This window comes from Pseudomonas paraversuta (assembly GCF_904063065.1).
Classification (GTDB): domain Bacteria; phylum Pseudomonadota; class Gammaproteobacteria; order Pseudomonadales; family Pseudomonadaceae; genus Aquipseudomonas; species Aquipseudomonas paraversuta.
The window spans coordinates 347,224-369,459 of sequence record NZ_CAJFCL010000004.1; the positions used below are offsets into that span (position 1 = coordinate 347,224).

A 22,236-nucleotide genomic window follows, 5' to 3' on the forward strand; every position below is an offset into this window, starting at 1 on the left:
GAGGCCCATCATAGAGCCATCCAGCAGGCAGAATAAACCCGTGCGACGCGCCGGGGCGGCTTGTCCTGTACACTGCACGGCCTTGGCAGCCACACTTTTCCCGGCTGCGCACCGATCCTGGATTTTCCGGCCATGCAAAAAGAAACTGAAATCAAACTCCGCGTCAGCCGCGAAACCCTCGCCGCCTTGCGCGAGCACCCACTGCTGAAAAAGCGCAACAAAAGTGGCTGGGAAAGCCGTGAGTTGTTGAACCAGTACTTCGACACGCCTGAGCGCGACCTGTCCAAGGCCAAGGTTGCCCTGCGCCTGCGCCGTGATGGCGAAGAAGTTATCCAGACCCTCAAGACCCGCGGCCAGAGCATTGCCGGGCTGTCGGAGCGTAACGAATACGACTGGAAGCTGGCGAAAGCCAAGCTCGACACCAAAAAACTCGACGGCGAATGCTGGCCCGAAGAGTTGGCCGAGCTGGACAAGAAAACCCTGAAACCGATCTTCACCACAGATTTTGTCCGCGAACGCGCTGAAATTTCCTGGGGCCGCGGCAAAGCCAAGGTCGTGATCGAAGCGGCGCTGGACTTCGGCCACGTGATTGCCGGCAAGCAGAAAGAAGAAATCTGCGAGCTGGAACTCGAACTGCGCGAAGGCGAGCCGGCTGCATTGCTGGAACTGGCAGCCGAGCTGGCCGAGAAGCTGGCCCTGATGCCATGCGACATCAGCAAGGCAGAACGCGGCTATCGCCTGTTCGACGCCAACAGCTATGCCGTCAGCCTGCCGGCACCTGTTCTGACCCCGCAAACACCGCTGGACGACGCCTTTGCTGCGCTGGCCTGGCACCTGTTGGGCAGCAGCCAGCGTCTGGCCGAGCAGTACCGTTTCAATGGCCACTGGCGTTTGCTGCAAGACTGGGTTCAGCAACTGACTGACCTGCGGGCACTGGTCAGCAGCCTGGGTCAGGCCGCACCACGTCAATCCACCAGCGCGTTGCGTGCCGAACTCGATGCCTTGCTTGAAGACTGGCGCCCGCTGGTACAAATCGGCCAGGACGACGAAGACGTGCGTAAAGCCGCGCCGGAGCAGTTCCTGGAAGAGCTGGAAGATCCACGCTGGGGTCAGTTCTCGCTGAACACCTCGCGCTGGTTGATGGCCCGCAGCTGGACCATTGATCGCGGCACAACCCGTGGTAATCGCCAGGGTGCTGCGCAGCTGGCCAGCTGGTTGCCGCGCCTGCTGTCGGACGAAGCCATCGCCCTGCGTCTGAACCGCTACCAGCAACAACCCGAAGATCTGGCCGAGCAACTGCCACGCATCGAACGGATTCAGGCATGGCTGCGCCTGGCGCGTAACGTGCTGGAAATCCCGGAAATCGATCGTTTGTACGGCGAAATGAACAAACTGCAGGAACTGGCCAACCAGCCAATCTCTGAAGATGCCGAGAGCAACGACTTGCTGCTCAACGCTCGCAAGCAGCAAGCGATTGCGGTGTACCAGAACCGCGCCTGGAAAACCCTGCTGCGCGGCTAAGTACCCGGCCCCTGCAGGAGCGAGCTTGCTCGCTCCTGCAGCTGCAGCCCTACTTCGTGCCTTTGGGCATGTCCGCGTCAGGGGTACGCCAGATCAACCGTGTGGTGTCATAGCCCTGTTGTTGAGCCTTGTTCAGCAACTCCTCACGGGTTTGCTGATCGATCTGCGGCTTGCGTGACAGCAGCCACAAATAACGCCGGTCCGGATTACCCACCAGCGCCGTGCTGTAGCCATCCCCCAGGTACAACACCCAGTAATCGCCCTTGGTCACCCCCGGCAGCAGGGATGACACCCAGTTGTCGAACTCGACCCACAGCTTGTCGGTTTTCCCCGCAACCTGGGGCGTCGCTGTGCCCGTGGCTTCTTCCCACTTGCCTTCTGCAGTCCGGCAACGGTTCAGTACTGCAACGTTACCGTCCGGCTTGAGACTGTAGTGCGCCTCGGATTGTGCACAGTTGCGCTGGAAGAACATCGGCAACCTTGCCTGTTCGTACCAGGTGCCCTGATAACGCTTGAGATCGACGCTTTCGACGGTTTTGGGGGCCAACGAATCAGTGTCGGAAGTGGCGCATCCGGCCAACAGCAGCGCAGCGCCGAGCGAAGCTAAAAGACCTTTCATCGCAAACGCTCCTTAGTCCTTACTTCAGACCCTGACCCGAGAAGATCAGTACTTTATCGCCCGCATATTGCACGCTGATAAAGCTGGTCTTGTCACCCCAGGTGCAGCTCGACATACCCAGTGCGCCGGAACAATCGGTCGGGCTACCCAAGAGTTTTTCGACCTCGGCCTTGGTCATGCCGGCCGACAGTTTTGCGTAATTTTCCTGATTGACCTTGCTGCATGCCGCCAGCAAAACGCAGAACGACAACATCGCCAAAGAACGCAACTTCATGGAAAAGCTCCTGATTGAGAAAGTCGGCCGAGCCGCCTGATGCAAGCTTAGAAGAGAAAAGTGCGGGGTGGTTCCCGGAGGGCGGGGGATTTGTTCCAGGGCCGGAAACAACTGTAGGAGCGAGCTTGCTCGCGAGCTGTTTTGAAAAGCTCGCGAGCAGGCTCGCTCCTACAGGAGGGTAACGCGGGGTTTTACTTGGCGTGGTACGAGGTCACGCGCGCCACTTCTTCTTTCGAACCCAGGAACACTGCTACACGTTGGTGCAGGCCTTCCGGCTGGATGTCGAGGATGCGCTGGTGGCCGTCAGTGGACGCACCACCCGCCTGCTCCACCAGGAACGACATCGGGTTGGCTTCGTACATCAGACGCAATTTACCCGGCTTGGACGGCTCGCGGCTGTCGCGCGGGTACATGAACAGACCGCCACGGGTCAGGATCCGGTGTACGTCGGCAACCATCGCGGCAACCCAGCGCATGTTGTAGTTCTTTTCCAGCGGCCCTTCTTCGCCAGCCAGCAACTCGTCGACGTAGCGCTGTACCGGAGCTTCCCAGTGACGCTGGTTGGACATGTTGATGGCGAATTCCTGAGTGGTTTCAGGAATGGTGATGTCTTCGTGGGTCAGCACGAAGCTGCCCATTTCGCGATCCAGAGTGAAGCCTTTGACGCCGTCACCCAGGGTCAGTACCAGCATGGTCTGAGGGCCGTAAATGGCATAACCGGCCGCTACCTGTTGTGTACCTGGCTGCAGGAAGGCCTTTTCATTCAAAGGCTCGTTCTGGGTCAGATATTCGTTCGGGCAACGCAGTACCGAGAAGATAGTGCCGACCGGCGCGTTGATGTCGATGTTCGACGAACCGTCCAGCGGGTCGAAAACCAGCAGGTAGGCGCCTTTCGGGTATTTGCCCGGAATCTGGTAGGCATTGTCCATTTCTTCGGACGCCATGCCGGCCAGGTGACCGCCCCATTCGTTGGCTTCGAGCAGGATTTCGTTGGAAATCACGTCGAGTTTCTTCTGCACTTCACCTTGTACGTTTTCAGTGCCCATGCTGCCCAGAACACCACCCAGGGCGCCTTTAGACACGGCGTGGTTGATCTCTTTGCAAGCACGCGCCACCACTTCGATGAGGAAACGCAAATCAGCAGGAGTGTTGTTGCTGCGGGTCTGCTCGATCAAATAGCGACTCAGGGTAACGCGGGACATGTAAGGCTCCGAACAATGGGGAGGGGGCGAAAAACCCGCGCAGTTTAACGCGTGTTGCCGTGCAAATCTTCTAATCAGACTCAGAACCGGCCGAGCGGGTTCAGCTGAATCCTTAAATCAGGCAAAAATCTGTAGCCGCTGCCGCAGGCTGCGATACGTCCCGCAGGGGCCTGGCTCTTGAAAGCACGGGCCCGGCGGTCTCGATCGCAGCCTGCGGCAGCGACTGCAAGCGCTCTACATGGCTTTCCAGATTTCAGTCGCATACTCGCGAATGGTCCGGTCCGAGGAGAACCAGCCCATGCGCGCCGTGTTCAGTACCGCCTTGCGCCACCAGGCGTCCGTGTCATGCCACAGGGTTTCGACCCGCATCTGGGCCGCCCAGTACGCATCGAAATCGGCACAGACCAGAAACCGGTCGTAATCAATCAGCGAATCGACAAAACCGGTGTATCGCGCCGGGTCATCGTGGGAGAAGACCCCGCCGCGTATGGCCTGCAATACATCATCAAGTCGATGTGAGGCTGCAATATCGGGCCCGGCGTGAAACTCGCCATTACGCTTGCGGGCTTCGACCTGCTCCGCACTGAGGCCGAAAATAAACATGTTATCGGCCCCCACCCGTTCGCACATTTCCACGTTGGCTCCGTCCATGGTGCCGATGGTCAGCGCCCCGTTGAGACCGAACTTCATATTGCTAGTGCCCGATGCCTCATAGCCCGCAGTGGATATCTGCTCGGACAAGTCAGCTGCCGGAATGATGCTCTCGGCCAGGCTGACGTTGTAGTTGGGGATAAATACCACTTTGAGCAGGCCGCGCACGGTCGGGTCGTTGTTCACAGTACGGGCAATATCATTGGCCAGTTTAATGATGAGCTTGGCCTGCTCATAACTGGCCGCCGCCTTGCCCGCGAAAATCTTGACCCGGGGTACCCAGTGGTTGCCCGGTTCGGCACGAATGGCCTGGTACAGCGCAACGGTGTGCAACAGGTTGAGCAGTTGGCGCTTGTACTCGTGAATCCGTTTGACCTGCACATCGAACATCGCTTCAGGATTGACCACCACCCCCAGCCGCTCATATATGAGCGCTGCCAACGTGCATTTGCTTTGCAGACGCTGCTCGGCGAATTGCTTGCGAAAATCTGCGCGCTCGGCAAAAGGCTCCAGCTTGATCAGCTTGTGCTCGGTTTCATCGAGGACATCAGGCCCCAGCGCGTTAACCAGCATCACGGTCAATGGCGGATTGGCCTGAAACAGCCAGCGGCGGAAGGTAACGCCATTGGTCTTGTTGTTGATCCGGTCCGGGTAAAGCTTGTGCAACTCGGAGAACACCGTGCTGCGCATCAACTGCGTGTGCAGTCCGGAAACGCCGTTGACACTGTGGGAACCGAGAAACGCCAGATTGCCCATCCGCACCCGGCGGCCATGCTCTTCTTCAATCAGGGACACGGCACGCAGCACATCGAAATCATGCACCCCCTGGTTGCGCAGCGAGTCGATGTGATAGCCGTTGATCAAGTAGATGATCTGCATATGACGCGGCAACATGCGTTCCATCAACCCCACAGGCCAGGTTTCAAGCGCTTCGGGGAGCAGGGTGTGATTGGTGTACGACAAGGTATCGACGGTGACTTTCCAGGCCGTCGGCCACTCGATGCCGTGTTCATCAACCAGGATGCGCATCAGTTCCGCAACAGCGATCGAGGGATGGGTGTCGTTGAGCTGGATGGAAACATGCTCGGCCAGATTCAGCAGCGTGTCGTGAACGTGCAGGTGTCTGCGCAACAGATCCTGCAGCGAAGCCGAGACAAAGAAAAACTCCTGGCGCAAGCGCAGCTCCTGCCCGGCCTCGTTGCTGTCTGCCGGATACAGCACACGGGAGATGCTTTCGGCACGCACCACCTCGGCCACTGCACCCAAATGGTCACCGGCGTTGAAACGCCCCAGGTTCAAGTCATGCAGGGCCCTGGCCCGCCACAGGCGCAAGGTGTTGACACTGGCACCGCGCCAGCCGACGACGGGTGTGTCATAGGCGATGGCCCGCACCGTCTCGCTGGGTTCCCAGACCTGGCGTGACTGGCCGTGTTCATCCTGCCGGGTTTCAACCGCTCCGCCAAAACCTATCAAGTACGTCACTTCGGCGCGCTCAAACTCCCACGGGTTGCCGAAGTCCAGCCAGTTCTCGGTTTGCTCTTGCTGCCAGCCGTCGACGATGCTCTGGCGGAACAGTCCGTGTTCATAACGGATGCCGTAGCCGTGGGCGGCAACGCTCAGGGTGGACATGCTTTCCATGAAACAGGCAGCCAGCCGACCCAGCCCGCCGTTGCCAAGCGCCGCATCGGGCTCCAGCAGGCGGATACGTTCCAGATCGACCCCAAGCCCGGTCATCGCCTCACGCGCCACCTCCAGCAGCCCCAGATTGTTCAGGCTGTCATAAAGCAGGCGACCGATCAGAAACTCCAGCGACAGGTAATACACCCGCTTCTGATCCTTGCGATAAATCTGCCGCGTGTGGTCCATCCAGTGCTCGACCATATGGTCGCGGGCAGCCAGTGCAATGGCTTCAAACCAGTCATGGTCAAACGCGTGTTCCGGGTCCTTGCCCACCGCGTAAGTCAGTTTGGCTACTACGGCGGCCCGAAAAGCCGCCACCTGTGCGTCACGAACAAGCGGTTCCTGGGGCATCGATACAACCTCGAGCGAGATGGAGCGATTTGAAGAACGGGTGGATCCAGCCTAGACCTTTCGACAGGAACTAAACGCTTTGATTCGGGCTTTTATGGCGGTTTCCATAAAAAAAACTGACGAAATGAACATTGCCCCAAAACGATGCGCATACGAGAAAGGGCGCCTTAAAACATGGCCCTGATCGAAAAACCGGCAAATGGTTGTTCACAGATTCACCAACCCCGGTATGATCGCGCGCCCTGATGCACGCCGGAAAACAAGCCTGATGAAGTCCAACCTGATCGCCGCCGCGGAAATCGACCGTATCGATACCTGGGCCAAATACTCCGCGCCCATGTGCGGCTCCTGCATTTCCAGCTGCTGCACGCTGCCGGTGGAGGTCAAGATCAAAGACCTGATCCGTATCGGCATCGTCGATGAGTTCGAGATGGGCGATCCGCCGAAGAACATCGCCAAGCGCCTGCAGAAAGAAGGGATCGTGGAGCGCTTCAACCAGAAGTCCGGGATTTTCACCCTGCAGCGCATGAGCAATAACGACTGCCTGTACCTGGATCGCAAGTCGCGCATGTGCACCATTTACGAAAAGCGCCCGGACACTTGCCGCAATCACCCGCGGATAGGCCCGCGCCCGGGTTATTGCGCCTATGTGCCCAAAGCGGTTGAACGCAAAAACAGCAGCGAGAAGCTGATGGTGTTTTAACCCGAAGGGGCGGCTTGCGGCGATGATAATCCTGCAACCTGCCCCATCGCTGGCAAGCCAGCTCCCACAAGGCCTGCACTGCACCCATTACCTGTGGGAGCCGGCTTGCCGGCGATGCTTACCCTGCACCTTCCCCATCGCTGGCAAGCCAGCTCCCACAAGGCCTGCACTGCACCCAATACCTGTGGGAGCCGGCTTGCCGGCGATGCTGACTCTGCACCCGCCCCATCCCTGGCAAGCAATCTCCCATCAGGCCTGCACTGCACCCAATATCTGTGGGAGCCGGCTTGCCGGCGATGCTGACCCTGCAACCCGCCCCATCGCTGGCAAGCCAGCTCCCACAAAGCCTGCACTGCACCCAATATCTGTGGGAGCCGGCTTGCCGGCGATGCTGACTCTGCAACCCGCCCCATCCCTGGCAAGCCAGCTCCCACAAGGCCTGCGCTGCACCCGATACTTGTGGGAGCCGGCTTGCCGGCGATGCTGACTCTGCACCCGCCCCATCCCTGGCAAGCAATCTCCCATCAGGCCTGCACTGCACCCAATATCTGTGGGAGCCGGCTTGCCGGCGATGCTGACCCTGCAACCCGCCCCATCGCTGGCAAGCCAGCTCCCACAAAGCCTGCACTGCACCCAATATCTGTGGGAGCCGGCTTGCCGGCGATGCTGACTCTGCAACCCGCCCCATCCCTGGCAAGCCAGCTCCCACAAGGCCTGCACTGCACCCATTACCTGTGGGAGCCGGCTTGCCGGCGATGCTGACCCTGCAACCTGCCCCATCCCTGGCCTGTACTGCACCCAATACCTGTGGGAGCCGGCTTGCCGGCGATGCTGACCCTGCAACCCGCCCCATCCCTGGCAAGCCATCTCCCACAAGGCCTGCACTGCACCCATTACCTGTGGGAGCCGGCTTGCCGGCGATGCTGACTCTGCAACCCGCCCCATCCCTGGCCTGCGCTGCACCCAAATCCCGGACACAAAAAAACGCCCCCGACCGCAAGGCCGGGGGCGTTTTTTATTCAGCTAAATAAATAGCTTATTTGCTGCTTTTCTTGCTGGCGCGGGTACGCTCGCTTTCGCCCAGGATCTTCTTACGAAGACGGATGGACTTAGGAGTCACTTCGCACAATTCGTCTTCTTGAACGAATTCCAGAGCTTGCTCCAGGGTGAAGCGGATAGGCGGAACCAAAGCGATGGTTTCGTCTTTACCCGAAGCACGCATGTTGTCGAGCTTCTTGCCTTTGGTTGGGTTAACGCCCAGGTCGTTGTCGCGGCTGTTGATGCCGACGATTTGACCTTCGTACACGTCTTCACCGTGACCCAGGAACAGTTTGCCGCGAGCCTGCAGGGTTTCCAGCGAGTAAGTCAGAGCCTTACCGGTAGCAACCGAAACCAGAACGCCGTTCTGACGGCCGGACATGTCGCCCGACTTCATCACGTCGTAACGGTCGAAGATCGAGGTCAGGATGCCAGCGCCCGAAGTCAGAGTCAGGAACTCGTTACGGAAACCGATCAGGCCACGTGCAGGGATGTTGTATTCAAGACGAACACGGCCCTTGCCATCCGGAACCATGTTGGTCAGATCGCCTTTACGGATACCGATCTGTTCCATGATTGCGCCCTGCGATTCTTCCGGCAGGTCGATGGTTACGTTTTCGTACGGTTCGTGCTTAACGCCGTCAACCATGCGGATGATTACTTCCGGACGACCAACACCCATTTCGAAGCCTTCGCGACGCATGGTTTCGATCAGTACCGACAAGTGCAGCTCACCACGACCCGACACTTTGAACTTGTCAGCGGTGTCGCCTTCTTCAACGCGCAGAGCAACGTTGTAGAGCAGTTCTTTGTCCAGACGTTCCTTGATGTTACGGCTGGTTACGAACTTGCCTTCACGGCCGCAGAACGGCGAGTCGTTAACCTGGAAGGTCATCGAAACGGTAGGTTCGTCAACAGTCAGCGGCTTCATCGCTTCGACGTTCAGTGGGTCGCACAGAGTGTCGGAGATGAACAGCTGGTCGAAGCCGCTGATGCAGACGATGTCGCCGGCAGCTGCTTCTTCAACGTCGATACGGTGCAGACCGTGGTGACCCATCAGCTTCAGGATACGACCGTTACGGCGCTTGCCGTCAGCATCGATAGCCACAACCTGGGTGTTCGGCTTGACGCGACCACGAGCGATACGGCCAACGCCGATGATGCCCAGGAAGCTGTTGTAGTCCAGTGCCGAGATTTGCATCTGGAAAGGACCGTCACGGTCAACTTTTGGAGCCGGAACGTGGTCAACAATCGCCTGGTACAGCGGGGTCATGTCTTCAGCCATGTCGGTGTGGTCAAGACCAGCAATACCGTTCAGGGCAGAGGCGTAAACCACTTTGAAGTCCAGCTGTTCTTCGGTAGCACCCAGGTTGTCGAACAGGTCGAAGATTTGATCCAGAACCCAGTCCGGACGCGCGCCTGGACGGTCAACCTTGTTGATAACCACGATTGGACGCAGGCCGGCTTCGAAAGCCTTCTTGGTCACGAAACGGGTTTGCGGCATAGGGCCGTCTTGAGCGTCAACCAGCAGCAGAACGGAGTCAACCATCGACATCACGCGCTCTACTTCACCGCCGAAGTCGGCGTGGCCCGGGGTATCCACGATGTTGATGTGGTAGCCGTTCCAGTTGATAGCGGTGTTCTTGGCAAGAATGGTAATGCCGCGCTCTTTTTCCTGGTCGTTGGAGTCCATCACGCGCTCGTCGTTGAGCTCGCCGCGTTCCAGAGTGCCGGATTGACGCAAGAGTTTGTCTACCAGGGTGGTTTTACCGTGGTCAACGTGAGCAATGATGGCGATGTTACGTAGATTTTCGATCACTTGTGTATCTCGATCAGAGGATTCGGTGTGCTGACAGGTCGTGGCAGCGATTAACAGTAGAGTCAGGTCAAGCCGTTACAACTTGACCTCGGCGTCGGGGGGCCGGTGACGCAGGCCACAGGCATACAGCCCCGGGCTCTTAGCTCGGTCGATAAACGCGCACATTGGCATGCCCCTCACTGAGCAAATGGTGAGCATGCAGGCGACTCATCACGCCTTTGTCGCAATACAACAGGTACTGACGGGTGTCATCCAGTTCCTTGAAGCGGCTGTTCAAAGCATAAAACGGCAACGCTTGTACTTCGATGCCAGCCAGTTCCAGCGGTTGATCTTCCTGAGCATCCGGGTGACGGATGTCAATCACGATCTGGCCCGCCAGCACTTCGCTGACTTCTTCGACTTGCAAGTCCTGGCCCAACTCATCGATCACCCGATCAATCGGCACCAGTTTGGCCCGCTCCAGCGCACGCTCGAGCACGGCCATATCGAACTGTTGTTCTTCGTACTCCACGCGGTTGCGTTTGGCGTGGGTCTTGGGGTTGACCGAAATCACCCCGCAATATTCAGGCATGTGCTTGGCAAAATCGGCCGTACCGATTTCAACCGCCTGATCAATGATGTCCTGCTTGTGGCTAGCGATCAGCGGACGCAGAACCAATTTGTCAGTAGCCGAGTCGATCAGCGACAAATTGGGCAGGGTCTGGCTCGAAACCTGGGAAATCGCTTCACCGGTAACCAGCACTTCGATATCGAGCCGCTCAGCGATACGGGTTGCAGCGCGCAACATCATACGCTTCAAAATGACGCCCATATGACTGTTATCGACTTTGCCGAGAATTTCCCCCAAAACTTCTTCGAAAGGAACGCTGACAAACAGCACGCGCTGGGAGCTGCCGTACTTCTTCCATATATAGTGCGCGACTTCCATCACGCCCAGTTCGTGGGCACGCCCGCCGAGGTTGAAGAAGCAAAAGTGGCTCATCAGGCCGCGGCGCATGATCTGGTAGGCGGCAACGGTGGAGTCGAAACCACCGGACATCAACACCAGGGTCTGCTCCAGCGAGCCCAGCGGGAAACCGCCGATGCTGTCGTGCTGGCTGTGAATCACAAACAACCGTTGGTCGCGAATTTCGAAGCGGACTTCGATTTCCGGTTTTTTCAGGTCGATTCCTGCCGCACCGCATTCACGACGCAGCTTGCTGCCGACGTATTTCTCGATTTCCATCGAGGTAAACGGGTGCTTGCCGCCGCGTTTGCAACGCACGGAAAAAATCTTGCCTGCCAGCGCATCGCCGAAGTGCAGTTTGCACTTCTCGACCACGTCATCGAAGTCACCCAACGGGTACTCGTCGACCTGCAGGAAATGCGTGATGCCCGGCATGCAGCTCAGGCGCGCAGTCATCTCCTTCAAGGCTTTGGGGTCGGTCACGCGCGTTTGCAGCTCGATGTTGTCCCACACGCCCGTCACCACCACAGCCGGGTCCAGATCGCGGAGCACAGCGCGGATGTTTTTAGCCAATTGGCGGACGAAACGCATCCGAACCGGACGGCTCTTAATAGTGATTTCGGGGAAGACTTTAACGATTAGTTTCATGAAAACAGCGCGCGAGCAGCCTGCCAAAAAAGGGGGGCGCGGATTATAGCGGAAATTGCTCAAGGTTTAACCAGTTATCGTACAAACGGTTTTCGATGCACCAAAACAGGTCAAAAGCGTCGGTTTTCGCTTCATTTGAGTGCGGCAAGACGCCTTAATCGGTAGTCTGCGACCCTTATCTGCTTGAGATTGGGGCATTACGCCCAAGTCGGGGCACTGGCATGCAATTTGCTCCCTTGTGAGGCAGGTTGCCTTGGCAGAGTATTCGCGCCGGCATCAACCACCTTTAACGGGCTCTCCACTACCTAGCCCGAAGCCACCCCGGAGGACACTATGTCGAAGTCGGTTCAACTCATCAAAGATCATGACGTCAAGTGGATTGATCTGCGCTTCACTGACACTAAAGGCACTCAGCACCACGTGACCATGCCGGCCCGTGATGCGCTGGATGAAAACTTCTTCACCGACGGCAAAATGTTCGACGGCTCCTCCATTGCTGGCTGGAAAGGCATCGAAGCGTCCGACATGATTCTGCTGCCGGACGACAGCACTGCCGTTCTGGACCCGTTCACCGAACAGCCAACCCTGATTCTGGTGTGCGACATCATCGAACCCTCGACCATGCAAGGCTACGATCGCGACCCGCGCGCCATCGCCACCCGTGCCGAGGAATACCTGAAGTCCACCGGTATCGGCGACACCGTATTTGTAGGTCCGGAGCCAGAGTTCTTCATCTTCGACGAAGTGAAGTTCAAGTCCGACATCTCCGGTTCCATGTTCAAGATCTACTCCGAACAAGGTTCGTGGATGTCCGACCAGGACGTGGAAGGCGGCAACCGTGGCCACCGTCCAGGTATCAAGGGCGGCTACTTCCCGGTTCCTCCGTTCGACCACGACCACGAAATCCGTACCTCCATGTGCAACGCCATGGAAGAAATGGGCCTGGTCATCGAAGTGCACCACCACGAAGTGGCAACTGCCGGCCAGAACGAAATCGGCGTGCAGTTCAACACCCTGGTGAAAAAGGCTGACGAAGTTCAGACCCTGAAGTACTGCGTACACAACGTGGCAGACGCCTACGGCCGTACCGCTACTTTCATGCCCAAGCCTCTGTACGGCGATAACGGCTCGGGTATGCACGTTCACATGTCCATCTCCAAAGATGGCAAGAACACCTTCGCAGGCGAAGGTTATGCCGGCCTGTCCGACACCGCCCTGTACTTCATCGGCGGCATCATCAAGCACGGTAAGGCCCTGAACGGCTTCACCAACCCGGCCACCAACTCCTACAAGCGTCTGGTACCAGGCTTCGAAGCTCCGGTAATGCTGGCCTACTCGGCTCGCAACCGTTCCGCTTCGATCCGTATTCCTTACGTGTCGAGCCCTAAGGCGCGCCGTATCGAAGCACGTTTCCCGGACCCGGCAGCCAACCCGTACCTGTGCTTCGCAGCACTGATGATGGCTGGCCTGGACGGTATCCAGAACAAGATCCACCCGGGCGACGCAGCTGACAAAAACCTGTACGACTTGCCGCCTGAAGAGGCCAAAGAGATCCCGCAGGTTTGTGGCAGCCTGAAAGAAGCCCTGGAAGAGCTGGATAAAGGTCGTGCGTTCCTGACCAAAGGCGGCGTTTTCAGCGACGACTTCATCGACGCTTACATCGCACTGAAAAGCGAAGAAGAAATCAAGGTTCGCACCTTTGTACACCCACTGGAATACGAGCTGTACTACAGCTGCTGATCCAGCAACGCCTGCCCGTGCAGGCGTTACCAAGAGGCCTCCTTCGGGAGGCCTTTTTTATGCCCGGCGCTTTATCCCTGGCCGATTGCGCGACCACAAAAATTCCGACAGGAACGGCTGCCATTGACCCGGCCGATAAAGGCCCCGTCCTGCATTAAAGCCATCAGCACTGCCCCAGAATGACCGCCTTTTCTTCCCACGGAATGGCGGCCTGCGATGATGCCGAAAGTACTGTTGCTGCTTGTTTTTGCCCACCCGGCTGGCGCGCAGGTCTATCGCCAGGCCCCCGACAACGCCAGCTTGATCTTCAGCAACGTACCCCTGGCAGGAGTCCAGGCAGAGCCGATATCCGTGCAACCCGCAAACCGGATCGCAGCATTCAAGTATTCGTCGACCTTGATCCCCTCCTCCATGCTGTTGCCCGAACAAGCGCCCGGGCCAGCGATCAAACCTGATCGCGACCCGCATCGTCAGGCGGTACAAGACCGTCTCGCAGAGAACTGAATCTATTCAGCAAATCTGCACTATATTGGTGCAACAACAGAGCGAAGACACACTTGCCAGCCCAATTTGGTTCAAAACGACTCACTCCAAGCGCATAAACGCCATCTAAAAGGGCTGCAACCCCCTATTTCAGGCGAATAACGCTTCTTTTCGGAGCCTTGGTTTGTTTTTTGCATTTTCCTAGTCTCAGCGCCTCACCCGCGCATGCAATCCGGGATCGGCCCATGACCATCAGTGATGCCCTGCACCGACTGCTACTCGATAATCTGACCACAGCCACACTGCTGCTCAATGCCGACCTGCGTCTTGAGTACATGAACCCGGCGGCGGAAATGCTGCTGGCCATCAGTGGCCAACGCAGTCATGGGCAATTCATCAGTGAACTGTTCACTGAGTCCACCGAAGCCTTGCACTCGCTGCGCCAGGCGGTTGAGCAAGCGCACCCGTTCACCAAGCGCGAAGCCATGCTGACTTCGCTCACCGGCCAGAACCTGACGGTGGACTACGCCGTGACCCCGATCCTGAGCCACGGCAGCACCATGTTGCTGCTTGAAGTGCACCCCCGCGACCGGCTGCTGCGCATCACCAAGGAAGAAGCCCAGCTGTCCAAGCAGGAAACCAGCAAGATGCTGGTGCGCGGCCTGGCCCATGAAATCAAGAATCCGCTGGGCGGCATTCGCGGGGCGGCCCAGTTGCTGGCCCGCCAGCTACCCGATGAAAGCCTGCGGGACTACACCAACGTCATCATCGAAGAAGCCGATCGCCTGCGTAATCTGGTAGATCGCATGCTGGGCTCCAACAAGCTGCCATCGCTGGCCATGACCAATGTGCATGAAGTGCTGGAGCGGGTGTGCAATCTGGTCGAGGCCGAAACACAGGGCAGCATCACGCTGGTGCGCGACTACGACCCGAGCCTGCCCGACCTGCTGATCGACCGTGAACAGATGATTCAGGCAGTACTCAATATTGTACGTAACGCCATGCAGGCCATTGGCAGCCAGAACGAGCTGCGCCTGGGCCGCATCAGCCTGCGTACCCGGGCCATGCGCCAGTTCACCATCGGCCATATCCGCCATCGACTGGTGACCAAAATCGAAATTATCGACAACGGCCCGGGCATCCCCCCCGAGCTGCAAGACACTCTGTTCTTTCCAATGGTCAGCGGCCGCCCTGACGGCACCGGGCTGGGACTGGCCATTACCCAGAACATCATCAGTCAGCACCAGGGATTGATCGAGTGTGAGAGCCACCCCGGCCACACACTCTTCTCGATCTTTCTACCACTGGAACAAGGAGCCGCATCGACATGAGCCGAAGTGAAACCGTGTGGATCGTCGACGACGACCGTTCTATCCGTTGGGTCCTGGAAAAAGCCTTGCAACAGGAAGGCATGACCACACAAAGTTTCGACAGCGCCGACGGGGTGATGAGCCGCCTCGCCCGCCAGCAGCCCGACGTGATCATTTCGGACATTCGCATGCCCGGCGCCAGCGGTCTGGACTTGCTGGCCAAGATTCGCGAACAGCACCCCCGCCTGCCCGTGATTATCATGACCGCCCACTCCGACCTCGACAGTGCGGTGGCGTCCTATCAGGGCGGCGCGTTCGAATACCTGCCCAAGCCGTTCGACGTCGACGAAGCCGTGTCCCTGGTCAAGCGTGCCAACCAGCACGCCCAGGAACAACAAGGCCTGGCCGTCCCTCCAGCGCTGGCACGCACGCCGGAAATCATCGGTGAAGCCCCGGCGATGCAAGAGGTGTTTCGCGCCATTGGCCGGCTTAGCCACTCCAACATCACGGTGTTGATCAATGGCGAGTCGGGCACCGGTAAAGAGCTGGTGGCCCACGCCCTGCATCGCCATAGTCCGCGCGCAGCATCGCCTTTTATTGCGTTGAATATGGCGGCCATCCCCAAGGACCTGATGGAGTCCGAGCTGTTCGGCCACGAGAAAGGCGCCTTCACCGGAGCCGCCAACCTGCGGCGCGGCCGGTTCGAGCAAGCCGATGGCGGAACCCTGTTTCTGGACGAAATCGGCGACATGCCCGCCGACACCCAAACGCGCCTGCTGCGGGTCTTGGCCGATGGCGAGTTCTACCGGGTCGGCGGTCATACGCCGGTCAAGGTCGATGTGCGGATCATTGCCGCCACCCACCAGAACCTCGAAACCCTGGTCCAGGCCGGCAAATTCCGTGAAGACCTGTTCCACCGTCTGAACGTGATCCGCATTCATATCCCGCGCCTGTCGGACCGTCGCGAGGATATCCCGACCCTGACCCGCCACTTTCTCAGCAGCGCCGCGCAAGAGCTGTCTGTCGAGCCCAAGCTGCTCAAGGCCGAGACCGAGCAATACCTGAAAAACCTGCCATGGCCGGGCAACGTGCGCCAGCTGGAGAACACCTGCCGCTGGATCACGGTGATGGCCTCGGGCCGCGAAGTGCATATCAGCGACTTGCCACCCGAGCTGCTGAACCTGCAGCAGGACACGTCGCCGGTCACCAACTGGGAACAGGCCCTGCGTCAGTGGGCTGATCAGGCGCTGGGCCGGGGTCAGTCCAACCTGCTCGACAGTGCCGTGCCGACGTTTGAACGGATCATGATCGAGACCGCCCTCAAGCACACCGCAGGCCGTCGTCGCGATGCAGCCGTGCTGCTGGGCTGGGGCCGCAACACCCTGACCCGCAAGATCAAGGAGCTGGGGATGAAGATTGATAGCGACGAGGATGACAGCGACGAGGCATGACTCGGCGGCGCGATGATGGGGGAGCCGGCTGGCCAGCGATGGCACCCCTGTGATCGGCCTGAACGATCGCGAGCAAGCTCGCTCCTGCAGGACCGCACCAGCTTCAGGCAACACGCACTATTTGTGTGCACAGCTCTGGATCAATGGTTACAGCAACATCGACAACCCAAAACAGCAGTCCCAGAAAAGCCCCGGATTCCGGGGCTTTTGCATATCAAGGAAAAAAATCAGGCAGAAAAACCAGAACTGGCATGCACCCTGCAATAACCCTGATAACGCTTTAGGGGACCTTGATACAGGCAGGTCAAGACTCCCCACTTTTACACCCGCAGCCTTGATGCCTTATGCATCGAGGCGCACAACGATTTTGGGGAACCGGTACAGGCAGGCCGCAATTCCCTCTTTTATTACTCCCGCAGGTTTACCTGCAGTCGCCAGCGCCCGTCCCGGGACGCTCCGGCCCAGTCGCCCTGCAGCGCACGGGCCGCCACCAAGGTCAGCAGCAACCCGCCATCGGTATGCCGTAGCCGCCAGTTCACCACCTTGTCACCCAGCTTTAACTGGCCGTTCTGCGGCTTGCCCCTGGCATCGAACAGCAACCCCAACGTGCCATCAACCAGCTCGCCATGCAGCTTGGGCTCATCGCTGAACCACACCACCAGCGCACCGGGCAACACCTCCACTTGCTGCAGCTCAACCGGCACAGGCGCGGTCAAACGCCCGATCATCATGCCCACCATTACACCGACTATCACCAAAGAACCTAAAACCCGTGGCCATAGTTTCGGTCGCGGGTCTTCTTCAGGCGTAGAATGCTGCCTATCTTTAAGTTCGGAGCCGTGCATGTTTCACGTCATCCTTTTTCAACCAGAAATTCCGCCGAATACCGGCAACATTATCAGGCTGTGCGCCAACAGCGGCTGCCACCTGCATTTGATCGAGCCTATCGGTTTTGAGCTGGACGACAAGCGCTTGCGCCGGGCCGGGCTCGATTACCACGAGTACGCGCCGCTCAAGCGCCATGCCGATCTGGCCAGTTGCCTCGAAAGCCTGGGCCATCCGCGACTGTTCGCCTTTACCACCAAAGGTTCACGGCCGTTCCACGACGCCCGGTTTGCCGAAGGTGATGCCTTTATCTTCGGCCCGGAAAGCCGGGGCCTGCCGCCAGAAGTGCTGGATGCGCTGGACGGCGACCACCGCCTGCGTCTACCGATGCGTGAAGGTTGCCGCAGCCTGAACCTGTCCAACACCGTGGCCGTGGCTGTGTACGAGGCCTGGCGCCAGCTGGACTTCAAGTAATACGCAAAAAAACCTGTAGGAGCGAGCTTGCCTCGCGAGCTGTTGGCCCATGGAAAAGCTCGCGAGCAAGCTCGCTCCTACAGATAGCCTTTGGACAAGGGCAATAAAAAAGCGCCATCAAGGCGCTTTTTTATTGGGCATCGACTGTTTATTGAACAGTCGGGCTGCCTTCTTCCTGCATGCGCTGCAATTCTTGCGCGTACAGGGCATCGAAGTTCACCGGAGCCAGCATCAACGCCGGGAACGAGCCACGGGTAACCAGGCTGTCCAGGGTTTCACGGGCGTACGGGAACAGGATGTTCGGGCAGAACGCGCCCAGAGTGTGGTTCATCGACGCCGGATCAAGGTTTTTGATCAGGAAGATGCCAGCCTGCTGAACTTCAGCAATGAACGCCACTTCGTCACCGTTTTTCACGGTAACCGACAAGGTCAGGACCACTTCGTGGAAGTCGCCTTCTAGCGGCTTTTGACGGGTGTTCAGATCCAGGCCAACGCTCGGCTCCCACTGCTGACGGAAGATCGCCGGGCTTTTAGGGGCCTCGAACGACAGGTCGCGCACGTAGATACGCTGCAGGGAAAATTGTGGAGCGGTGTCTTCATCGCTAACAGCAGCGGTGTTCTGTTGGTCAGTCATCACAGATCCTTGTTGATCTTGGGGCTTATAGAGAATGAGAGTCAGACGTTCAGCAGCGCATCCAATTTACCTGCGCGCTCCAGGGCAAACAGGTCATCGCATCCGCCAACGTGTTTCTCGCCAATCCAGATTTGCGGCACCGACGTACGACCTGCCTTCTGAGCCATTTCGGCCCGTACTTGAGGCTTGCCGTCGACCTTGATTTCTTCAAAGGCTACACCCTTGTTTTCAAGCAAAGCCTTGGCTCGGATGCAGTAAGGGCAATAATCGCTGGAGTAAACGGTGACCTTGGACATTTTTACTTCACCACTGGCAGGTTGTCGGCGCGCCAGCTGCCAATGCCGCCGGACAGTTTGGCAGCGTTGTAGCCGGCCTTGAGCAGCTCACGGGCGTGGGAGCCTGAATGCTGGCCCTGGGCATCAACCAGGATAATGGTCTTGCCCTTGTGCTTGTCCAGCTCGGCAATGCGCGCCATCAACTTGTCTTGCGGAATATTCAGCGAACCCACGATGTGGCCGGCGGCAAAGTCTTTTACCGGGCGAATATCAATCACCACGCCTTCGTCGCGATTGACCAGACCGGTCAGTTCGCCCGTGCTGATGCTGCGCCCGCCTCGGCTCATCTCGTGGGCGATCAACAGCGCCAACAGGATGACAAACGCGCCTACAAGCAGGTAGTGAGAAGTCGCAAATGCAATCAGGTGCTCAACCATCAGAAGGTTCCAGGGTCGTAAAATGTGGGCCAGTATACACAGCCGCCTTGGTCGGCCAAACCCCGCCCGGCGGTGACGTCACATGAACTTCGCTTTAAACTGCGCGTCTTCTTCACACCTTCCAATAAACCAGCCACAAGTGGGATCTATGACTACCACGCCTAAACCTTTGGTCCTGATCATCCTGGATGGCTTCGGTCACAGTGAAAGCCACAAGGGCAACGCCGTCTATGCGGCCAAAAAACCGGTGCTCGACCGTCTTTGCGCGAGCATGCCAAACGGCCTGATTTCAGGCTCGGGCATGGATGTCGGTCTGCCAGACGGCCAAATGGGCAACTCCGAGGTTGGCCACATGAACCTCGGCGCCGGCCGCGTGGTGTATCAGGATTTCACCCGCGTCACCAAGTCGATCCGCGACGGTGAGTTCTTCGAGAACCCGACCATTTGCGCCGCGGTCGACAAAGCCGTGGCTGCAGACAAGGCCGTGCACATCATGGGCCTGCTGTCCGAAGGCGGCGTTCACAGCCACCAGGACCACCTCGTGGCAATGGCCGAACTGGCTTTCAAGCGCGGCGCCGAAAAAATCTACCTGCACGCGTTTCTCGATGGTCGCGACACTCCGCCAAAAAGTGCAGGTTCGTCCATCGAACTGCTGGACACGGCCTTCAAGGCCCTGGGCAAAGGCCGTATCGCCAGCCTGATCGGGCGCTACTTCGCCATGGACCGCGACAACCGCTGGGACCGCGTATCCCAGGCCTACAACCTGATTGTCGACGGCAAGGGCGAGTTCAACGCCGCCACCGCCCAGGAGGGCCTGGAAGCTGCCTACGCCCGTGGCGAGAGCGACGAATTCGTCAAAGCCACCACCATTGGTGAGCCGGTCAAGGTCGAAGACGGCGACGCCGTGGTCTTCATGAACTTCCGTGCCGACCGGGCCCGCGAACTGACCCGCGTATTCGTTGAAGACGATTTCAAGGAATTCGAACGTGCACGCCAGCCGAAACTGGCCGGCTTCGTGATGCTGACCCAATACGCCGCCAGCATCCCGGCGCCTAGCGCATTTGCTCCCGGCAGCCTGGAAAACGTACTCGGCGACTATCTGGCGAAAAACGGCAAAACCCAGCTGCGCATTGCCGAAACCGAAAAATACGCCCACGTGACCTTCTTCTTCTCCGGTGGCCGCGAAGAACCGTTCCCGGGTGAAGAGCGCATTCTGATCCCGTCGCCGAAAGTGGCGACCTACGACCTGCAACCGGAAATGAGCGCACCCGAAGTCACCGACAGGATCGTCGATGCCATCGAGCACCAGCGTTACGACGTGATTGTCGTTAACTACGCCAACGGCGACATGGTCGGCCACAGCGGTGTATTCGATGCTGCGGTCAAGGCTGTTGAATGCCTGGATGCCTGTGTCGGCCGCATCGTCGAAGCGCTGGACAAGGTCGGTGGCGAAGCCCTGATCACCGCCGACCACGGCAACGTGGAGCAGATGTCCGACGACACCACTGGCCAGGCGCACACCGCCCACACCTGTGAACCGGTCCCGTTCATCTATGTAGGCAAGCGTGCATTCGAGGTCCGTGAAGGTGGCGTATTGGCCGACGTGGCACCGACCATGCTCAAGCTGCTGGGCCTGGCGCAGCCGCAAGAAATGACCGGCAAGAGCATTTTGCTCGACGCTTAAAGCCATGCACCTGCAGGAGCGAGCTTTCAAGGCTCGCGAGCATGCTCGCTCCTGCAGGAATTTCGCGTACAGGATCTGCAGCTACTATTTCACTTCCATCCATTTCTTATAGGTAACGATGGCGGGCATACTAGGCCGTCCCGTTCCCCAGGTGTCGCCCGCCCCATGCTTCGCGCCCTTATAGCCCTGACCCTCGCATGCCTGCTCCAACCGGCGTTTGCCGACGAGCGCGCACAAACCCAACAACAGCTGGAAGCTACCCGCCAGGACATTGGCGAGCTAAAAAAACGCCTTGGCCAGCTTCAGCAAGAACAATCCGGCGTGCAAAAAGACCTGCGCGGTACCGAAACCGAAATCGGCAAGCTGGAGAAGCAGGTAGAAACCCTGCAAAAAGAACTAAAAAAGAGTGAAGGCGAGCTGCTGCGCCTAGATAGCGAGAAAAAAAAACTCCACAGCGCAAAACTTGAACAGCAACGCCTGATCGCCATTCAGGCCCGTGCCGCCTATCAGGGCGGACGTCAGGAATACCTGAAGATGCTGCTCAACCAGCAAAACCCCGAGAAGTTCGCCCGAACCCTCACCTATTACGACTACCTGAGCCAGGCCCGCCTGGAGCAGCTCAAGAGTTTCAACGAAACCCTGCGCCAACTGGCCAATGTCGAAGCCGACATCAACTTGCAACAGGCCCAGTTGCTGACCCAGAAAAGCAGCCTCGATGAGCAGCGCGCCGCACTGGATAAAGTCCGCGCAGAGCGCCAGCAAGTGCTGGCCAAACTGAATTCCGACGTTAAAGACCGCGATCAAAAGCTGCAGGCTCGCGAGCAGGATCAGGCCGATCTGGCTAAAGTCCTCAAGACCATTGAAGAGACCCTCGCCCGCCAGGCCCGTGAAGCCGAGGCAGCGCGGCAAAAAGCCCTGATTGCCCAGCAGGAAGCAGAGAAGAAACGTCAACGGGAGGCTGAAGCGGTTGCCACCGACGCCCCGCGCAAACCGGTCAAATCGACGCCGGGCGCCCTGGTTTCGAGTGCCGGCGTGTCCTACGGCGGACCTTTTTCTCAGGCACGGGGCAAACTTCCATGGCCAGTTGATGGTCGATTGCTTGCGCGCTTCGGTGAAAGCCGTGGTGATGATGCCCGTACCAAGTGGGACGGGGTGATGATCAGCGCCGGTGCAGGCACCCCGGTGCATGCGGTACATGGTGGTCGCGTAGTGTTTGCCGACTGGCTCCGCGGCGCCGGCCAGCTGGTGATTCTGGACCACGGCAACGGCTACTTGAGCCTGTATGGCCACAACCAGACACTGCTCAAGTCGGCCGGCGATATCGTTAAAGCCGGAGAGGTGATTTCTACCGTCGGTAACAGCGGTGGTCAGGCGACCCCCGCACTGTATTTTGCTATTCGTCAGCAGGGCCGCCCCAGCGACCCTGCACAATGGTGTCGCGCTCAAGGATGAGCCCATCACTTTTAAAACG

19 protein-coding genes are annotated in these 22,236 nt (G+C 58.6%); 9 read left to right on the forward strand and 10 right to left on the reverse strand.

Annotated elements, in window-relative coordinates:
- Window positions 1-132 precede the first annotated feature (132 nt).
- A complete protein-coding gene (locus JQ845_RS10425) occupies window positions 133-1,521 on the forward strand; it encodes a CYTH domain-containing protein (RefSeq protein WP_203008959.1) in 1,389 nt (462 codons plus the stop codon).
- A gap of 49 nt (window positions 1,522-1,570) precedes the next feature.
- Here the strand turns inward: JQ845_RS10425 and JQ845_RS10430 are convergent, their stop codons facing one another.
- From JQ845_RS10430 to JQ845_RS10445, 4 genes are all read right to left on the reverse strand, one after another.
- Window positions 1,571-2,140, reverse strand: coding sequence for a lipocalin family protein (locus JQ845_RS10430; protein WP_003438640.1), 570 nt, complete (start codon window positions 2,138-2,140; stop codon window positions 1,571-1,573).
- A gap of 19 nt (window positions 2,141-2,159) precedes the next feature.
- Window positions 2,160-2,414, reverse strand: a complete 255-nt coding sequence (gene bamE / locus JQ845_RS10435; RefSeq protein WP_003438636.1) for an outer membrane protein assembly factor BamE domain-containing protein — start codon at window positions 2,412-2,414, stop codon at window positions 2,160-2,162.
- A 191-nt stretch (window positions 2,415-2,605) separates the two neighbouring features.
- Window positions 2,606-3,616, reverse strand: a complete 1,011-nt coding sequence (locus tag JQ845_RS10440) for a class 1 fructose-bisphosphatase (RefSeq protein WP_003438633.1) — start codon at window positions 3,614-3,616, stop codon at window positions 2,606-2,608.
- A gap of 234 nt (window positions 3,617-3,850) precedes the next feature.
- Window positions 3,851-6,298, reverse strand: a complete 2,448-nt coding sequence (locus JQ845_RS10445) for a glycogen/starch/alpha-glucan phosphorylase (protein WP_003438630.1) — start codon at window positions 6,296-6,298, stop codon at window positions 3,851-3,853.
- A 265-nt stretch (window positions 6,299-6,563) separates the two neighbouring features.
- On the opposite strand from JQ845_RS10445, the gene JQ845_RS10450 reads away from it, so the two are divergent.
- Complete coding sequence (locus JQ845_RS10450) at window positions 6,564-7,001, forward strand: YkgJ family cysteine cluster protein (protein WP_029612548.1); 438 nt, start codon at window positions 6,564-6,566, stop codon at window positions 6,999-7,001.
- A gap of 1,036 nt (window positions 7,002-8,037) precedes the next feature.
- Here the strand turns inward: JQ845_RS10450 and typA are convergent.
- Complete coding sequence (typA, locus tag JQ845_RS10455; RefSeq protein WP_003438614.1) at window positions 8,038-9,858, reverse strand: translational GTPase TypA; 1,821 nt, start codon at window positions 9,856-9,858, stop codon at window positions 8,038-8,040.
- A 139-nt stretch (window positions 9,859-9,997) separates the two neighbouring features.
- Window positions 9,998-11,452 (reverse strand): tRNA uracil 4-sulfurtransferase ThiI, encoded by a 1,455-nt coding sequence (gene thiI, locus JQ845_RS10460; RefSeq protein WP_029612550.1) that lies wholly within the window; start codon window positions 11,450-11,452, stop codon window positions 9,998-10,000.
- A 333-nt stretch (window positions 11,453-11,785) separates the two neighbouring features.
- Here thiI and glnA point away from each other — a divergent pair, with 333 nt between their 5' ends.
- The 4 genes from glnA (at window position 11,786) to ntrC (ending at window position 16,436) form a co-directional block, all read left to right on the forward strand.
- Window positions 11,786-13,192 carry a glutamate--ammonia ligase gene (gene glnA / locus JQ845_RS10465; RefSeq protein WP_003438610.1) on the forward strand — a complete coding sequence of 469 codons (1,407 nt, stop codon included), beginning with the start codon at window positions 11,786-11,788 and terminating at the stop codon, window positions 13,190-13,192.
- Window positions 13,193-13,408: 216 nt separating this feature from the next.
- Window positions 13,409-13,696, forward strand: a complete 288-nt coding sequence (locus JQ845_RS10470) for a hypothetical protein (protein ID WP_202211135.1) — start codon at window positions 13,409-13,411, stop codon at window positions 13,694-13,696.
- Window positions 13,697-13,920: 224 nt separating this feature from the next.
- Window positions 13,921-15,006, forward strand: a complete 1,086-nt coding sequence (glnL, locus tag JQ845_RS10475; protein ID WP_003438604.1) for a nitrogen regulation protein NR(II) — start codon at window positions 13,921-13,923, stop codon at window positions 15,004-15,006.
- The gene (gene ntrC, locus JQ845_RS10480) at window positions 15,003-16,436 is read left to right on the forward strand and encodes a nitrogen regulation protein NR(I) (protein WP_010656315.1); all 1,434 of its coding nucleotides are present in this window, start codon (window positions 15,003-15,005) and stop codon (window positions 16,434-16,436) included. Before glnL ends, ntrC begins: the two co-directional genes overlap by 4 nt.
- Before the next feature lie 407 nt (window positions 16,437-16,843).
- On the opposite strand, the gene JQ845_RS10485 is transcribed toward ntrC, so the two are convergent.
- Window positions 16,844-17,281, reverse strand: a complete 438-nt coding sequence (locus tag JQ845_RS10485; RefSeq protein WP_010656316.1) for a hypothetical protein — start codon at window positions 17,279-17,281, stop codon at window positions 16,844-16,846.
- Here JQ845_RS10485 and JQ845_RS10490 point away from each other — a divergent pair.
- Window positions 17,280-17,735, forward strand: coding sequence for a tRNA (cytidine(34)-2'-O)-methyltransferase (locus tag JQ845_RS10490; protein ID WP_003438595.1), 456 nt, complete (start codon window positions 17,280-17,282; stop codon window positions 17,733-17,735). The genes JQ845_RS10485 and JQ845_RS10490 overlap by 2 nt on opposite strands.
- Before the next feature lie 148 nt (window positions 17,736-17,883).
- Here JQ845_RS10490 and secB read toward each other — a convergent pair whose 3' ends face one another.
- Genes secB through JQ845_RS10505 form a run of 3 tightly spaced genes read right to left on the reverse strand, consistent with a single transcriptional unit; the run spans window position 17,884 to window position 19,081 of the window.
- A complete protein-coding gene (gene secB, locus JQ845_RS10495) occupies window positions 17,884-18,369 on the reverse strand; it encodes a protein-export chaperone SecB (protein WP_003438592.1) in 486 nt (161 codons plus the stop codon).
- Between the two features lie 41 nt (window positions 18,370-18,410).
- Window positions 18,411-18,665, reverse strand: coding sequence for a glutaredoxin 3 (gene grxC / locus JQ845_RS10500; protein WP_003438589.1), 255 nt, complete (start codon window positions 18,663-18,665; stop codon window positions 18,411-18,413).
- A gap of 2 nt (window positions 18,666-18,667) precedes the next feature.
- On the reverse strand, window positions 18,668-19,081 hold the full coding sequence (locus JQ845_RS10505; protein WP_003438586.1) for a rhodanese-like domain-containing protein: 414 nt from the start codon (window positions 19,079-19,081) through the stop codon (window positions 18,668-18,670).
- Between the two features lie 148 nt (window positions 19,082-19,229).
- Between JQ845_RS10505 and gpmI the strand changes: the two genes are divergently transcribed.
- Together gpmI and JQ845_RS10515 are read left to right on the forward strand one after the other, a co-directional pair.
- Complete coding sequence (gpmI, locus tag JQ845_RS10510; RefSeq protein ID WP_003438583.1) at window positions 19,230-20,765, forward strand: 2,3-bisphosphoglycerate-independent phosphoglycerate mutase; 1,536 nt, start codon at window positions 19,230-19,232, stop codon at window positions 20,763-20,765.
- Between the two features lie 165 nt (window positions 20,766-20,930).
- Window positions 20,931-22,217 (forward strand): murein hydrolase activator EnvC family protein, encoded by a 1,287-nt coding sequence (locus JQ845_RS10515; RefSeq protein ID WP_003438581.1) that lies wholly within the window; start codon window positions 20,931-20,933, stop codon window positions 22,215-22,217.
- Window positions 22,218-22,236: the final 19 nt, after the last annotated feature.

Bases quoted from the DNA above. Each gene is read 5' to 3' on its own strand.
- JQ845_RS10425 (WP_203008959.1), top strand. From the start codon at position 133: ATGCAAAAAGAAACTGAAATCAAACTCCGCGTCAGCCGCGAAACCCTC.
- JQ845_RS10430 (WP_003438640.1), bottom strand. From the start codon at position 2,140: ATGAAAGGTCTTTTAGCTTCGCTCGGCGCTGCGCTGCTGTTGGCCGGA.
- bamE (WP_003438636.1), bottom strand. From the start codon at position 2,414: ATGAAGTTGCGTTCTTTGGCGATGTTGTCGTTCTGCGTTTTGCTGGCG.
- JQ845_RS10440 (WP_003438633.1), bottom strand. From the start codon at position 3,616: ATGTCCCGCGTTACCCTGAGTCGCTATTTGATCGAGCAGACCCGCAGC.
- JQ845_RS10445 (WP_003438630.1), bottom strand. From the start codon at position 6,298: ATGCCCCAGGAACCGCTTGTTCGTGACGCACAGGTGGCGGCTTTTCGG.
- thiI (WP_029612550.1), bottom strand. From the start codon at position 11,452: ATGAAACTAATCGTTAAAGTCTTCCCCGAAATCACTATTAAGAGCCGT.
- glnA (WP_003438610.1), top strand. From the start codon at position 11,786: ATGTCGAAGTCGGTTCAACTCATCAAAGATCATGACGTCAAGTGGATT.
- JQ845_RS10470 (WP_202211135.1), top strand. From the start codon at position 13,409: ATGATGCCGAAAGTACTGTTGCTGCTTGTTTTTGCCCACCCGGCTGGC.
- glnL (WP_003438604.1), top strand. From the start codon at position 13,921: ATGACCATCAGTGATGCCCTGCACCGACTGCTACTCGATAATCTGACC.
- ntrC (WP_010656315.1), top strand. From the start codon at position 15,003: ATGAGCCGAAGTGAAACCGTGTGGATCGTCGACGACGACCGTTCTATC.
- JQ845_RS10490 (WP_003438595.1), top strand. From the start codon at position 17,280: ATGTTTCACGTCATCCTTTTTCAACCAGAAATTCCGCCGAATACCGGC.
- JQ845_RS10485 (WP_010656316.1), bottom strand. From the start codon at position 17,281: ATGCACGGCTCCGAACTTAAAGATAGGCAGCATTCTACGCCTGAAGAA.
- secB (WP_003438592.1), bottom strand. From the start codon at position 18,369: ATGACTGACCAACAGAACACCGCTGCTGTTAGCGATGAAGACACCGCT.
- grxC (WP_003438589.1), bottom strand. From the start codon at position 18,665: ATGTCCAAGGTCACCGTTTACTCCAGCGATTATTGCCCTTACTGCATC.
- JQ845_RS10505 (WP_003438586.1), bottom strand. From the start codon at position 19,081: ATGGTTGAGCACCTGATTGCATTTGCGACTTCTCACTACCTGCTTGTA.
- gpmI (WP_003438583.1), top strand. From the start codon at position 19,230: ATGACTACCACGCCTAAACCTTTGGTCCTGATCATCCTGGATGGCTTC.
- JQ845_RS10515 (WP_003438581.1), top strand. From the start codon at position 20,931: ATGCTTCGCGCCCTTATAGCCCTGACCCTCGCATGCCTGCTCCAACCG.